14 protein-coding genes are annotated in these 14,298 nt (G+C 66.6%); 3 read left to right on the top strand and 11 right to left on the bottom strand.

Annotated features, from left to right (window positions below; all coding sequences use genetic code 11):
* From G3573_RS00230 to G3573_RS00195, 8 genes are all read right to left on the bottom strand, one after another.
* Positions 1-2,166, bottom strand: a complete 2,166-nt coding sequence (locus G3573_RS00230; protein WP_163258831.1) for a type IV secretion system DNA-binding domain-containing protein — start codon at positions 2,164-2,166, stop codon at positions 1-3.
* A gap of 60 nt (positions 2,167-2,226) precedes the next feature.
* On the bottom strand, positions 2,227-2,592 hold the full coding sequence (locus tag G3573_RS00225; protein ID WP_163258830.1) for a CopG family transcriptional regulator: 366 nt from the start codon (positions 2,590-2,592) through the stop codon (positions 2,227-2,229).
* A gap of 413 nt (positions 2,593-3,005) precedes the next feature.
* A complete protein-coding gene (locus G3573_RS00220; protein ID WP_163258829.1) occupies positions 3,006-3,191 on the bottom strand; it encodes a DUF3606 domain-containing protein in 186 nt (61 codons plus the stop codon).
* A gap of 77 nt (positions 3,192-3,268) precedes the next feature.
* Positions 3,269-3,490 carry a hypothetical protein gene (locus tag G3573_RS00215; RefSeq protein WP_163258828.1) on the bottom strand — a complete coding sequence of 74 codons (222 nt, stop codon included), beginning with the start codon at positions 3,488-3,490 and terminating at the stop codon, positions 3,269-3,271.
* 297 nt (positions 3,491-3,787) lie between these two features.
* Complete coding sequence (locus G3573_RS00210; protein WP_163258827.1) at positions 3,788-4,015, bottom strand: hypothetical protein; 228 nt, start codon at positions 4,013-4,015, stop codon at positions 3,788-3,790.
* 402 nt (positions 4,016-4,417) lie between these two features.
* Entirely contained in the window at positions 4,418-4,771 is a 354-nt protein-coding gene (locus G3573_RS00205) for a hypothetical protein (RefSeq protein ID WP_163258826.1), read from the bottom strand.
* Between the two features lie 1,238 nt (positions 4,772-6,009).
* On the bottom strand, positions 6,010-6,768 hold the full coding sequence (locus G3573_RS00200; protein WP_205597971.1) for a hypothetical protein: 759 nt from the start codon (positions 6,766-6,768) through the stop codon (positions 6,010-6,012).
* Entirely contained in the window at positions 6,765-7,568 is an 804-nt protein-coding gene (locus G3573_RS00195) for a hypothetical protein (RefSeq protein WP_205597970.1), read from the bottom strand. Before G3573_RS00195 ends, G3573_RS00200 begins: the two co-directional genes overlap by 4 nt.
* A 548-nt stretch (positions 7,569-8,116) precedes the next feature.
* On the opposite strand from G3573_RS00195, the gene G3573_RS00190 reads away from it, so the two are divergent.
* On the top strand, positions 8,117-8,566 hold the full coding sequence (locus G3573_RS00190; protein ID WP_163258823.1) for a hypothetical protein: 450 nt from the start codon (positions 8,117-8,119) through the stop codon (positions 8,564-8,566).
* Positions 8,567-9,088: 522 nt separating this feature from the next.
* Here G3573_RS00190 and G3573_RS00180 read toward each other — a convergent pair.
* Together G3573_RS00180 and ssb are read right to left on the bottom strand one after the other, a co-directional pair.
* The gene (locus G3573_RS00180) at positions 9,089-9,286 is read right to left on the bottom strand and encodes a hypothetical protein (RefSeq protein WP_163258821.1); all 198 of its coding nucleotides are present in this window, start codon (positions 9,284-9,286) and stop codon (positions 9,089-9,091) included.
* A 557-nt stretch (positions 9,287-9,843) separates the two neighbouring features.
* The gene (ssb, locus tag G3573_RS00175) at positions 9,844-10,278 is read right to left on the bottom strand and encodes a single-stranded DNA-binding protein (protein ID WP_163258820.1); all 435 of its coding nucleotides are present in this window, start codon (positions 10,276-10,278) and stop codon (positions 9,844-9,846) included.
* 1,056 nt (positions 10,279-11,334) lie between these two features.
* Between ssb and G3573_RS00170 the strand changes: the two genes are divergently transcribed.
* The gene (locus G3573_RS00170) at positions 11,335-11,541 is read left to right on the top strand and encodes a hypothetical protein (protein ID WP_163258819.1); all 207 of its coding nucleotides are present in this window, start codon (positions 11,335-11,337) and stop codon (positions 11,539-11,541) included.
* A gap of 172 nt (positions 11,542-11,713) precedes the next feature.
* The gene (locus G3573_RS00165) at positions 11,714-12,706 is read left to right on the top strand and encodes a nucleotidyltransferase domain-containing protein (protein WP_163258818.1); all 993 of its coding nucleotides are present in this window, start codon (positions 11,714-11,716) and stop codon (positions 12,704-12,706) included.
* A gap of 84 nt (positions 12,707-12,790) precedes the next feature.
* Here the strand turns inward: G3573_RS00165 and G3573_RS00160 are convergent, their stop codons facing one another.
* A complete protein-coding gene (locus G3573_RS00160) occupies positions 12,791-13,900 on the bottom strand; it encodes a Fic family protein (protein ID WP_163258817.1) in 1,110 nt (369 codons plus the stop codon).
* Positions 13,901-14,298 lie beyond the last annotated feature (398 nt).

Here is a 14,298-nt window from a genome sequence, read left to right as displayed (position 1 = left end):
TCAGAGCCCCAGATCGAACTTGGCGTCTTCGCGAGCGGCTTCGTGCAGGGTGCCGTCACGGCCCATGTCGGCGTTACGGCCCGGGTCGCTGGTGTCGGTGTCGCGGTCGGATCTGACGTACCGCGCCTGGTTCGGGTCCTCGGCGCGGTGGCGCTGCTCCTGCTCACGCTGATACTCGGCCTCCCGCTGTTCGCGGGCGGCCGCCTGGTTGTCGCGCTCGGTGGGCGTTTCGCCTTCGGCGGCCACCAGTTCGCTGTGCTGGGCGTTAGTCTCCGCATCGCTGGCCGCCGTACTCTCGTCGAGCTCAGGGCCGCCCGCCCCGGCGGAAATGGCGTCTTCTTCCGCCTGTATGACGCGAGGCTGATTGCGGGTGAGGAAGGCGTGGACCGGGTCGGGACCGGTCAGCGGCGCCCAGCCGTCAGCAACCTGCTCGCGGTCCTGGTACTGGAACTTCAAGGGCGCGACCGGGAAGGCGGCCGATTGTCGGGCGTTCGGGACCGAAATCGCCCCCTGAAGCGCCGGCCAGTTGAGGATGTCCTCGGGGAGCCAGATGGCCTCCATCTCCTCACGCGGCGCGAGACCGACGCCATCGCGGATAGTGTTGGCGCCGTAGGAGGTGTTCTCCACGACGCGGTGCATCACGCGCCGGCCGAGGAGCTCGCTGAGGTAGGTCGCGGTCTCGTAGTCGTTGGCCCGGAGGATCAGCTTGGTCGCGCACTGACCGACGAGGGTCCGGGCCTTCTCGCGTCCGTAGATGTCCTGCAGCTGACTGATCTGCTGCATGCAGACCACGACCGCCCCGCCGTACTGACGAAGGCGCTGGGGACCGTCCGCCAGGGCGTCGAGGCGGCCGAGCGATGGAAACTCCTCAAGGATGAGCCAGGTCGGGTGCGCCGGAACGCCCAGGGCGTTTCGGTTCAGCAGGGCGCTGACGACGATCTCGGACCAGTGGCCGAGCAGCGGCCGCAGGCTGGCCATGTGGCTTTCGGGGGCCGACAGGAAGAGAAAGCCGGGTCGCTTTTCGGGGTGGTTCACCCACTCCCGGATGGAGAAGCGCCCCTCCCGACCCGTCAGATAGATCAGGGGGGCGATGCCCTCGATCAGCACGCTGCGAAGCGAGCTGACCCGGCCCGGCGAACCGTCGGCCAAGTGCTCCGCTGCCGGGGTGTCGGTCAGGGTTTTGCGAAGCCGATCGGTCGGCCCGAACAGGACGTCCAGCGCCTCGGAGAGGCTGACGCCGCCTGGCCGGCGGCTCATGGTCGTGCAGGACCAGGTGAAGATCTGGCGAGTGACGTTCGTCCAATAGGGGTCGCCGGACTTCGGGTCCTTGAACAGGGACTCGGCCAGCTTCGCCCACTCGTGCGATTCACGGGCGTCGTAGAACGGCGACCACGCTGCTCCGCGGTCGTCGAAGGGGTTCAGGATGACGTCCGTTTCCGGGTTGTAGTGGTGCCGGATGAAGGCGAGGTCGGGATCGTAGACGACCGCCCGATCGCCGCGCGCACGGATGGAGTCGATCAGCGTATGAAGCGCGACGGTTTTACCGGAACCCGGCGCGGCGACGACGAGGGTGTGCTCGACCTCTGTGCCGAACGGATAGGGCACGTTGACGATGCGAGCCGGGACGTGATGCGGACGGTGCTTGGCCTTCCGCTGCTCGGCGTTGAAGTCCTCGATTTCGCGGATCAGCTGCCCGACGGGGGCGACGATCTGGCCCCGAACCTGACGCGTCTTCAGCTTCTCGCGGCCGAACTCCCGATACCAGTAGTACGATCCGACGAGGACGATCGCCGCGCCCAAGGCCCAGACCATCATGGCCCCGGTCGCCTTGTGGAAGTAGGCGCCCGCGTAGACCTGAATCCACGGTACCCCGGGGACGGATTGGACGGGGAAAACCTGCCGCAATCCGCCGGGCGATTGGACGCTCATTTCCTGGGGGAACGGCGCGCCCAACCACGCGAGCAATTTGGCCTGGAGCGTGAGGACTCCATAGGTCTGTTCTTCGGCCGAGGCATGGGTGTTCAGCCCGATGACGCAGGCGACGAACCAGAGGAGTAGAATGAGGACCAGGCGAGAGATGACCTCGCGCACCATGTCGAGCGTGTGCCCGATGGTCTGTCCACCGCGAAGCCAAGCCGAGAAGTCAGTCCGTTCCGGACGAGCCATTACACGCTCCACATTTCGTGAAGCGAGCGGGCCGGACGGGTCTACTGGGTCGCGGCTGTATTAGTCGCCTTCGAACGCCCTGAAAAGGGCCTCGATCCGGGGATCGTTCTGCTGAGGCGTGTGGTCGGCGTAACGCTTCTCGGGAGGGGCGCCGAACAGCTTGTGGGCGGCGTCTGCCGCCTGCTGACGGACGTCGGCCATCACCTCCGGGCCGAGTGTCTTCCGAGCGACGGCGATGGAAAGCGCCATCCCGAGGAAGCTCTGGAAGGCGGTCTGCTTCAGGAAATAGTGCTCCTGGGAGCCCCAGGCTTCGTCGATCAGATCCTCTACAACCTGGGACATCGAGACCCCCCGATCGGCGGCGAGTTCGTCCAGACGGCGACGGGTCTCGGTGTTGATCGAGAGGTTCAGGGGCTTGGTGGCCATAAGGGTCTCACGCTTTCATGCGCAGACGTTGCGCATAACCGCTCCCTTGTAGCGCAACGCTTTGCGCGCAGCAGCTCAAAACGTGCGCAGAGTTTGCGCATAGCTTGGCGGAAGGAAAACCAACGCCGGAACAAGAACTTACGGCGAAACCGCAGGTGTGCGTAATGTGTGCCACTCCCAAAGGGAGTGTCTCTTCACGGTCCCCTTTGGGGCAGCCCGCTTTTAGAGTTCGTTTGAGGGGCCCCCTGCGTAGGCGGCAATACCCTCGGCTGTGCACGCGAAAGGGACGGGGTCATCTCTCGCCAATGCCAAAGCTGCCGAACGCCATGGCCGCTCCCGCGCGGAGCATGCAGGCGAATGCGACCGTCACGTCGCCGATGCGCGGCCTACCTGCGATGCGGCGGCCGTCGCTCCTAATGGCGCCGGGTGGCGAGCAGTTCTCGTACTGCGGCGGCGCTGTTTCCCGCCTTCTGCACGGCTTCGACCAACTCCTCGGGCGACACGCCCAAGGCGTTCGTCCAGTAGGAGACTTCGTGGGCTTCGCGAAGGCTGATCCGCTCGCGATCCTGCCGTCCACGGAGGTTCGGATTGTCAGGCATGGGCTTTCCTCCTGGGTCGAAGAAACGCGCCAGCATGAGCTGCGGTTCGGTGTTCGCGCGACGGCCGCCTGCGCAGCTCAGTGCACGTGCGAACCGGCGGGCGGCAAGCGACGGCCGATGAACCAGCCGCCCTCACTGTGTTCGGCTTCGAAGTCGCCTTCCACCTCCTGGCCCATCAGGGCGCGAGCTTCCGGCGGCGCGATCACGAGCGCCGAGGTGTCTTCGCCAGGCACGGTGAGCAGCCAGACCTCGTCGGTCGCACCGGCCTCGAAATGGGGACGCTGCAGGTGGACTCGCATGTGCAAAGCATACGCTTGCCCGCCGCTCGTCGCGAGCTTCAGTGGAAGCGGATGGGGCCTGATTTCTGCAGTCCGCCAGCCGCGGCCGCAGTCGAGTGAAGCGAGGCCGGGCGCGGCCGGCGGTTCGACCAGGCAGCGCCGACGCGATCGAAGCGACCAGGCCGAAGGCCGGGCGCGAGGGGAGCTGGAGGCGGGCGCGACAGGTCAGTAGACGGGCGACCGCGCGCCATAGGCGCGGCGGTCGGCGGGCCCGCCCTGCGATATCAGCCCGAGCCAAAAAAGGGGGGACACTCCCCCCTACGCCGCCAGCGCCATGTTCGCGGCGGTGCGGAGGAAACCGTCACCGTCGACCACCAGGACCGCTGCGGCCGGCCAGCCGTACTGCCAGATGTTCTGCAGGATGATGCAGTGCGGAGCTTCGTTGCCGCGACCTTCATCGACCAGGCCGCAATAGCGAGTGAAGGCGGCCATCTTCTCGGTCATCGAGAGGGCGTTCCAGGCGGTGACCAGAGACTGAAGTTGCATAGCGAAGCTCCCAAGACCGCTCCCATCAAGCGGCGTTGGCGTTTCGGGGCACGCCTGGGCGCCCGGCAGTCACCGGAGCCGCCGGCGACGCCGGCGGCGGAGGGGAACGGCGCGAGCCGTTGACTTCCGGGCTGGCGTGACACGATGCGACGACGACGTGCGAGGGGCAGGTGCCCGCGACTAGCGGGCACACGAACAGCGGAGCCGAAGGCGCAGCGTGGCCGACCTCGGCCAGACCCGCGGCGTCTCAGTCTCTGGCCGCGCGCGGCGTCGCGCGGCCGAGCCCCAGCCATCCTGAACAGGAGCGCGGCAGCCACCCGCCGCGACGTCGCGGTGGACTAAAAGCGGCCCTGCTCATCGGACAGTCGACCCGCACAAAAAGGGGGCCAGAAGCCCCCTTCGTCAGATCGGGCAGCCCAGGATCGCTTCGGCCATAGCGGGATCGAACCGGTCCCAGAAAGCGTCGTCGGCAACATCGTCCGCTGTCACCGCTCGATCGAACCAGACGTTCGTGGCGCTCTCGTATCGGGCGTTGAAGGCCAGCTCCTCCTGCATTTCGGCATCGTAGAGATCGAGTGCTGCGTCCTGCACCTTCTCGGGAGCTTCGCAGCTATCCCACAGGGGCATCAGCACCAGGAAGAAGCGGTTGGCGGGAGCTTCGCCGGCGAACAGGTCCTTCAGGAACACCATCCAGGCAGCCTCTTGCTGGGCCAGGGTCAGAGCGTTCCATTCCGAGGTGATGGCGTCGATGTTCATGGCGTAGCCTCCGTTCCTGCCGCTCTCCAGCGAGCGGCGACGGCCAATCGGGGCCACGCCTGGGCGCCCGGCAGTCACCGGAGCGGCGGCCGCCAGCCGACGCGGAGGGCAACGGCGACGAGCCGTTGACTTCCGGGCTGGCGTGTCACGATGGGAAGGCGACGTGCGCGGGGAAACCGTCGGCCGCCGGCCAAGTGCTCGAAGTTGCGCAGCCGAGACGGTTGCGGCGAGGCGAGCGGGAAAGCACGGTAACCAGGATCGGCCGGACATGAAGTGGCCCACAGCGCAGCGCGCAGGCGACGAGATCCCGCGATCGCGTGGCGGGCGAGCTGCAGCAAGGGTGCCGCGGCGGTCAGGCACGGGAACGGCCGCCGGGGCGGTCGGGGCGCCCCGGCGTGTGCCGTCAGTTTTAGCTGGGCGGTGGCGGTGGCATCCGGCTGGTCTTTACGTAAAGCCGGGCGCTGAGGTCCTTGTGGCCGACGCTGGCGTCGACCTCACTGTGGTCGTCAGTCAGGATGCGATAGGCGGACGCCAGAGGAGCGGCGCAGAACGAGAAGACTGCGAAGCAGGCGATTACGGTTGCGGTGATTGGGTCGAACATTGGGTGGATAACCTTTCTATTTCCATTTAGTCCTCCGTGTTGAGGGTTTGGTGCATTATAGTCTCATATTTCGGGCGAAATGTCAAGTTTATACTTGCGCCCACAATGTATATATGCCAGCCGGGCCGAGTATAAATTCTTGACGGTGATTTTTTTTCGCCGCCATCCGATCCAGCCGCGGGCGACTTAAGGGGGACTCCCCCGCTGGCGGGGTAGACCGAGCCGCGGAAGCCGGGCTCGGGGAAGGGCTCGCCCGTCTCCGCGACGAGCGGGCACTCGATCAGCGAGCCGGCAGGCGAAGCGTGCGCACGGCCTCAGCCTCACACCGGCGACGGTCGCGAGCAGGTTTCGAAACCGACTGGAACAAGGTGATGAAGGGCTAGGCGGGCGACCGCGCTACGCGCGGCCTGATCGCAGCTGCACGCGAGGAGAATAGCCCTGAAAGCGGGTCGCCCGCGGCAGGACAGGGATCCCGCCCCCGGCTGATAGAACGGGATACCGAGGGCGGGACTGGTCCCTCTCCGGCTCTTGGGTTGGTCGCCGGAGTGGTGCGCGACTGGTCGGTCCGCTCGCCGACGATAGCGCGAGTCGAGGCCGGCGCGCCTAGCGCTCTGCCCCTAGTCGGCTTCGGTGCCCGTCAGAGCACGACGCCGTAGGCGGCGCACAGGCGCGCAAGCGCCTCCTCCGCGCTCTGGCGCAGCCCGATGCCTTTCGGATCGAAGATCTCGTCGGCCTGCACGGCACGCACGAAGTCAGCCATGTCGCCAGCGATGCCTTCCGGCAGTTCGTAAACCGCATCGGCAGCCAGCAACTGCATCAAGCGGAACACGTCGTTGCGGTGCTTGCGCACGTCCTTCTGGTCGACCTTTTCGCCCGCGGCGCGGCGGGCGCTCAGGTCCATGAAGGCTTTCGCCTTGAACGGGATCAGAGCGACCTCGTCCAGAAGCGGCAGACCCTCGAGGCGACGCATGTTCGCCTTCAGCAGGCCGTAGTAGCTCTCGTCCAGCAGGATCGCGGACAGGCTCGCGACCGTCTCGTCGATGGGCAAGGGCGTAAGCTGGCTGTCCTCGCCCAGCTCCAGGCCGTCCGGAGCCCGCGAGAAGAGCTCGATCATCACCGGATAGCCGGGCGTCGTCGGGCGCTGGAAGCGGTAGAGGGACTTCTTGCCGTCGCTCCGTTCCCGCTGCTCGTAGCCGCCAGCCTCGACGAACGCCCAGAATCGCTCGGCGAAGGCGCCGTCGAGCGCTTCGACGATCAGGACGACGTCCATATCCTTGGTGGCGCGGAACTCCAGGCCGACCTCGTCCATGACGAGGTCGCAGGCGACGCCGCCGACCAGCACGTAGCGGTCTTCGAACCCTTCGAAATGGGCGCGCCAAACATCAAGGCCGGTCACCAAGGCATCGTCTCCAGCAGCTGATCGGCCGCCTGGGCGACGCGTTCGTCGCGGCTATCGCGCACGCTGAGGTAAAGGGACAAGGGGTCCACGACATTGTCCCGGGCCAGACAAGCCGGGTCGTAGCTCCAGGTCTCGATCTCATCGCGCCGGGGATCAAACCGCTCCGCCGGTTGAAGCCCCCACGCGCGGCTGGCGCGGTTCCAGTCCGCCGCGGCGATGGCGAGCCTCTGGGTTCGCGGCGACGCCAGGGCCGTGTAGCTCGCAAGGGCGCTCTCGCCGGCCACCAGAGCTCTGACTTCCTGAGGATAAGGGATCACAACGCCTCGCACCTTGCGCACAGGCGACTGGAGACGGTTCTCGACGGCGCGCCACAGCTCGCCCCCGGTCATCTTCATGCGCACCTGGCGCTGCCGACCGATCCTGTGCGCGTCGACCACGCCCGCCGCCTCGAGCTCGTCCAGGGCGCGGCCCATGCTCATAGGAGCGACCCCGAAGCGCCGCGCCAGCGCCGTCGCATTCTCACCGTCGATCTCGCGCCCGAGCAGAGCAGCGATCGCCACGACCTGCGCCGTGGGCGAGAACCGCTCAGGCGCCGCCGGCGGCGCCGCGCGAAAGTGCTCGCGCTGATCGAGCAGCATTTCGGGGACGTAGAGCTGGGCGCCCGGCGCCATGAAGGCGACGCGGCGCTCGATCAGGCGCTTTCGCTGCTTTGCGTTCAGACCCGCAAGCAGCAAGACGACCACGTCCACTCCCGCAAGCCTACGCAGGAGGTCACGATGCCGGTCGACGTCGGCCATGGCGCCGTCTTCCGGAGGACGGGGGGCCATGAACACGCAAGGGCGCCCAAAGATCTCGCCTCGCCACAGCCGATATCGATCAAGCAGAAAATGCGGGAGCTTCCCTTCGTGAAGGGGCTGGAGCTCCAGGGGCACGTCGAACGCGTCACGCGCATAGGCCTCCGCGGCCTGCGCCAGGCGATCGCCCCAGTTTGCGTCCGTTTCTAACATCACGCGCAACAATAACATTATAGATGTTAATGCGCCACTTAATGTTAGATAATCCCCACGGCCGCCCCATGCCGCTGCGAACCTTGTCGCCTCGATGGCCGTGGAGCTTCTGCCGCGACCGCGCTTCGCGCGGACATAAGGGCTGCTGAACCCGAAATTGAAGCCCCGCGCCCGAAGGCGCGGGGCTTCGAGGGCCCGGTAATGTTCGATGCTCGTCGAACGACGAACAACTCCATGCCCCGCAGCTCAGGTTCCAGGCCCTTTGCAGCCCGCGCCGTCAGCGTCCTGCCAGACTTGCCTGGCCGTGCTATCACGCCGGTATCTGGACGGGGGTTCTGATGAAACGCGCAGTGTTCGTGCTGGCCGCCTGGGCGGCCGCTTCGTCGGTGGCGGCCGAGCCCATGGGTGTATGGTGGTCGGGGTTCGGCCAAGGCACGTTCGAGTACGGCATCAAGAACGACAGCGCCGGCAGTGACTCCGTCTACATCGCTTGCAGCGACGACAGCACGACCATCAGCTTCACGGTCGGCGGCGAGGACCCCAAACCGGCCCAGAGCGTCGTCGTCACGATCGGCGGCGACGAGTTCGAGGTGTGGACCGACCAACTGGGCCGCGGCGGCACTGCATCACATGCTTCGGCCGACACCTTCACCGCGCTGTGGGCGGCCATGCGCAAGGGCGACGTGATGCGGGTGCGCCTGGCGTCCGGACGATCGACAGCGTTCACACTGAAGGGCGCGGCCAAGGCCTTGCCGAAAGAGCCCTGCACGCCGGACTTCTATCGCTAAGCCCATGCGCCAGCCTGGACCATATCGTCGAGGACTGCGACCACGCCCAAAGGCGCGGGGCTACGGCTCGTCCACTCGAAGCCGACGCTGGCGCCTGACGCCCAGCCGGCTGGGCTTCATCGCCGGCCTGGTCATACTCGCAGCGATCGCGATCGTTCAGCAGGCAAACAGCCCAAAGCCCGTCAGCACGGTGCAATACAGCTACTTCAGCTCCTGCGCAGACGCGCGCGCCAAAGGCGCGGCGCCGATCCGCCAGGGCGAGGCCGGTTACCGGCCCGAGCTCGACGCTGACGGCGACGGGGTCGCCTGCGAACCCTATTTCGGCCGTTGATACTTTCCCCTCGCGGCCGACGGCTCCAACGCTGCGCGTTGTCGGACCTGGTTCGAGCCAGCAGCTGCGCGTCAGGGATCGTCGCCCGAATGGGACGAGACCCGCGGAACGCGGGGCTCGGTGAGGAGCGAAGCGACGAATCGAGCCCGACCCGCCGCAAGGCGGCGGGGGACGCCCGATCCTTCGGCCCGTCACCCGAAGAGCCCAAAGCCCTTCAGCACCGACGACAAGCCGCTGCCCAAAGCCGCCGACCCGCGCCACAGGCCGATCAGGATGATCAAACCGCCGACCAGGATGGCGAGTACGGCGATCCAGGCCGCAGGCCGGGCGGAAGCCCCTCTCCCGACGATCTCGATCTTTCCGGCCTTGAACGTGAAAATGTCGGACACGGCGTCCCCTCCAACATGAGCGGACACCACCACTAGCCCCGGTTCTGAAGGCGCAACGCCATCGGGGACCACACCGACGAGCTGACGCCCGGCGGCCTTCTTTCGCTTCGATCTACCGGACACGTGCGTCCCCTCTGATGCGAGTGGACCCACTAAATACAGTCGATTCCGGACGGCGGCGGTAAGGTTGGGTAGCCACGGCCGCAGCACGGATCACGCGAGAGCTTGCGGCTTCAGCCCGGGCCCCGCGATCTCCCGCGTTTCCCGAGCTGCTGAAACTCACACTGGAACTGGCGGGCATTTGGTCCCCTCCGAATCCGAGAGGACGCCCGAGGTAAGGTCAGTCGCAAGGATTCGCAAAGGCGATTCTTGCCGGCGCTCCACAACGAGCCGGCCTCGCCAAAACACGTCGAGCGGCTGCGATCCGGGCGCGTCTCCCCCGACAGCAAGCGGAACGCGCGCCCATAAAACATGTTCGGCATGTTCAGCATGGGGGCCGAGAGCGCCCAGACGCGAACACGGAAAGGCCCGCCCGGTCACCCGGGCGGGCCTCGTTCCTAGAACGGGATCTCGTTGTCGTCCTCCGGCTCGTAGCGGCTCTCGTCCGCCTGCTGGGAGGTCTGCTCCATCGCCTCGTCCCGCGGGCGCTTATTGTCGAGGAAGTCGATCTCGTGGGCGACGTCCTTCAGGACGATCTTGGCGTCACGGCACTTGCCGCCGTCCTTGCCTTCCCACTCCTCGTACTGAAGCGTGCCGGCCAGCAGGACGAACTGGCCCTTCTGCAGGTGGCCGCCCTCGATCATCTTCACCAGGCCCGGTTTGAAGACGGTCACCCGGTGCCAGGTGGTGCGCTCCTTGCGCTCGCCGGTCTGCTTGTCCTTCCAGCGCTCCGAGGTGGCGAAGGTGAAGTTCGCGCCCTTCTTGCCGCTGTTCATCGTGAAGACTTCCGGGTCCATGCCCAGGCGGCCGGTCAGTTGGACGTTGCAGCGCATGATGTTTTCTCCAGGCTACCGGTCGGGACCTCCCGACCGGCTCGCGGTCCCTGCCGCGATCACGCGACCGTCCGGGGCGGGGTGATAGGGCTCCGTCGAAGTCCGAGCTGGCTGGAAACCGGCCTGCAGGCGAAGCCGAAGGCCGGAGGATCCGGCCGGCTCGCCTCGCGCAAGCGGGGTCGACTTCGCAAGGAGACCGCCCCGCCCCAGGTTCGCGAACAGAGATCGCGGTGGACCATCGCAGCCGAGAGGTCCCGAGGCCGGCGTAGCCCCAGGAGCCGAAAACAGCGGTCCCGTCGCTGCTGTCGATCTGACCGACAAAGCCGCCGGCGTGGGCCGAAGGCATCCAGTGCATAGCGCGGAGCAAGGCGCAGCCGGCACCGACAGGCCCGCTGGCCCAGGCGGACAGGACGCCGGCGGCCAATAGCGCCTGCGGCGCGGGCGACCGGGCTCGCGGGTCCGAAGATCATCGCACGCGGGAGCGGCCTCCAGGGGCCGCGGCGACGGAGCGCGCCGGCTCCCTTCAGGTGGATCGAACGGGAGCAGCCGGCGAAGCCCTGACGCAACGGGCCGGTCGTCGCCGAACGACCACGACCGACAGAACGGGCGACGGCCCGCGCGGTCAGGGATGAGAACGCCGCGGCGACGAAGGCGCCTCAAGCCGCTGGATGAGGGATTTCGATTCTGGGCGGGGCTGCCTGGAGAGACCGGCGGGCCCGCCCGAGCGGCGGGCGTGACCTGCGCCCTGGCCTGCGACTGCATCCGGGAGGACGGCCGCCGGATCGGCAGAAAGGCCTGAGGGGACTCTTGCCGCCGAGCGCGGCTGAAGCGGAACCGTCGGTCACGCGGAGCTGCCGCTCCGCTGATCGAGTGCTCGCTAGTCGCGAGCACGTGGCCCTTCGCGTCGTCTCCGCATCGTGTCACGCCACCCCGTAAGTCAACGGCTGCGCCGTTCCCCTCCGGGGCCGCTACGCGACCCCTCCGGTGACTGACGGGGCCCCCAGCGTGCCTCGATGTCTCCGTCGCCGCTCACGGCGCCCAGAGGAGACTTTAGCCATGAACACCATCACGCAGGCCGAGAAGAACAAGCAGCAGGTCGTGATTGAACAGCTGCAGCAGCAGGTGGCCCAGCTGGCCGGCCGTTGGGACGGCCTGGGCCGGAAGGAGAAGATCGAGGCCTGGGCGGATCACGCCCTCATGGGCAGGCAGGGAGTGTTCCATCCCTTCCACCGGGTGCTCGAGGTGGTGGAGGTAATCCACTGAGACCTCTGGGGAGACCTTCTCCCCATTTTGCTCGGGCCAATGGCGAGCCTGGCCCTCTGGCTCCTCCCGCGGGCCTGACCTGCGGATAGCGGTCGGGCACCCGTACAGACAGGAATTGATATTTTCGTCTGTACAGCGCAATGTACAGACAGAGGCACGGGGTTCTGTCTGTATGAAGCGCGGCCTTATCTCGCCAGCGTTGCAAACACTCTACAGCGAGCTCCTGCAGCAGCTGGAAACCGCTCCGCCCGCCGGATCCGTCTATCGACGCGCGCGCGGCGGCGTCGAGTACATCTACGCAAAGCTACCGGTCGGTTCGACCCGGATCGACCAGTTCGTCGGCAGGAGCGGCGCTCCGGAAGCCGAGGCGTGCGCCGCATCCCTGCAAACCGGGACCGAACTTGCGGCACAGCGCCGCCGACTGGTTTCAATGCTCCGCCGCGAAGGGCTGGCCGGGCCGGATCGGACGATGGGCGCGATCCTGGACTCGCTCGCATACGCGAGCTTGTTCCGGGCCGGCGCCGTTCTCGTAGGGACCGGAGCCTACCTTCTCAGCGAACCTCTCGTCGGCAGCAGACTCCCCTCGCCCACTCTCATGACTGGCGACCTCGATCCCGCCACGGCTAGCGTCGCGCTCAGTGCGGAGCCTCCGGAACGCCTGGACACGATCCTTAAGCGCGCCGATCCGACATTCGAGGGCGTGCCTCAACTGAAGCCGCAGGCCCCGCCGTCGCGCTTCCGCAACGCACAGGGCTACCTGGTCGATCTCGTCACCCCCATGCGGACGCGCGACGACGCAGATCCTGTCCCGCTGACCGAACTCGGGGCCGGGCCAGCGCCGCTGCAACATCTGGCCTGGCTGCTCGACGGCTCTGTCAGGACAGCGGCGCTCTGGGGCGCAGGCGTGATCGTCAACGTCCCTCAGCCGGCCCGCTTCGCCGTCCACAAGCTCATTCTCGCCCAACGGCGCGACGCGTCCGGCCGACTAAAGCGATCCAAGGACCTCGCCCAGGCGAAGGCCCTAATCGAGATCCTGCGCGATCACGACTCGTTCGCGATCGAGGACGCGCTCCATGACGCCAAGATGCAGGGCGAGAAGGGCTGGAGCGCCCCCGTCGAGCGCTCGCTCAAAGAGATCGGGATGAGCGAGCTGCTCTCCGGCTGACGCCTCGAGCGCTTTTACGTCCTGTGTTGCGGCGATCTCGTCAACAAACGCGCCCGTCGGACCATGACTTGCAGTTCTGAGAGCCTATACGATCCCTGCAAGCGAATAACTCGTGCTCCGTCCGCCCGCCGGCTCTTTCACCAGAATTCCGCGCCTGACCAGATCATCAATGTCTCGTAGCGCGGTGTCCTGCGACGTCTTGGTCAGGGTCGCCCACTTCGAAGACGTCAGCTTGCCGTGAAAACCTTCGAGGAGGAGGTTAATCACCTTGCCCTGCCGATCGCTCAAGGGCTGGCCAGCTAACCCCTCCCAGAACCGCGCTTTCCTTAGGACATTTGCGAGGATCGCCTCGGCGCCGTCGAACGCCCGTTCGAGACACCCCAGAAACCACTGGATCCATGTGGTGATGTCGAGGTCGCCCTTCTGCGTGGCCTCGAGCACGTCGTAGTAGGCGTTCCGTTCCAGCCGGATCTGGGCCGACATGCTGTAAAAGCGCTGCGGATTGCCCTCGGACCGAGCGAGCGCCATGTCGGCGATCGCTCGCGCTATCCGCCCGTTCCCGTCTTCAAACGGGTGGACGGTGACGAACCAGAAGTGAGCGACCGCAGCCTTCAGGACTGGGTCCATCACGAGTTCGCTCTCGAACCACTCCAGGAACGCGCCCATTTCGCGGTCAAGTCGATCGGCCGGCGGGGCTTCGTAGTGCACTCGCTGTCGACCATAGAACCCGGACACAACCTGCATCGGCCCGGAGCTACCGTCGCGCCAGGCGCCGGTGACAATCTTCCCCGTGCTGTTGCGACCAGCCGGAAACAGCCCGGCATGCCATCTGAACAATCGCTCAGCCGTGAGAGGAGCGCTGTAGTGCTGCGTAGCGTCGAGCATCATCTCGACGACGCCGTCCACATTCCGGTCCGACGGCGTGAGCGCTCCGACCGCGATGCCTAGCCGGCTAGCGAGTGAGGACCGCACCTGGTCCTTATCCAGGACCTCGCCTTCGATCTCACTCGACTTACGCACCTCTTCCGTTAGCGTCTCAAGGACGGCTTCGGCGCGCAGATCAAAGCCCAGGTTCTCCATTCGGCCGAACAAGCGCCCCTGCCGATGGCGGACGGCCGCGAGTTGATCAGTCAGATCGCCCGCGCGCCAATGGATGGCGGGCCAGTCCTCCAGTTCGTGGATGTATCGAGCCATTCGCCGCACTCCTTGCGGAGAAACTGGCCCCTATTCGCCGCAAGCACAAGGGCATTCACCGCAATCCATGCGGAGATAAGCGCTCCTAATCACCGCGGTAGGCCTAAGGACACGGTATCGGTCATTGCCAAGGCTAGCACCGCGAGCGCCGCCGCCATGAGGCCGCCTACGACCGTCACGGCGACCCAGAGCCGACGCCGCCGAACGCTCGGGAGGACTCGTAACGCGCCATGACCCGGGGGGAGAACCTCTCCGGCAGCAGACCTGTGAATCCTTCGCATTGATAGAACCTGGCCCGGTGGAGCTGGGCGCTCAAGCGTTCATGGCGCCACAGGAAGAGGCGCAGTAACGAAGCGTCGGCGGGTCCCACCTCAGCGCAGACAAAAGAACCCCGCCCG

This window comes from Caulobacter sp. 17J65-9 (genome assembly GCF_010975005.1).
Lineage (GTDB): Bacteria > Pseudomonadota > Alphaproteobacteria > Caulobacterales > Caulobacteraceae > 17J80-11.
The sequence above is the reverse complement of the archived record's forward strand: the minus strand, read 5'-3'. Positions and strand labels throughout refer to the sequence as shown.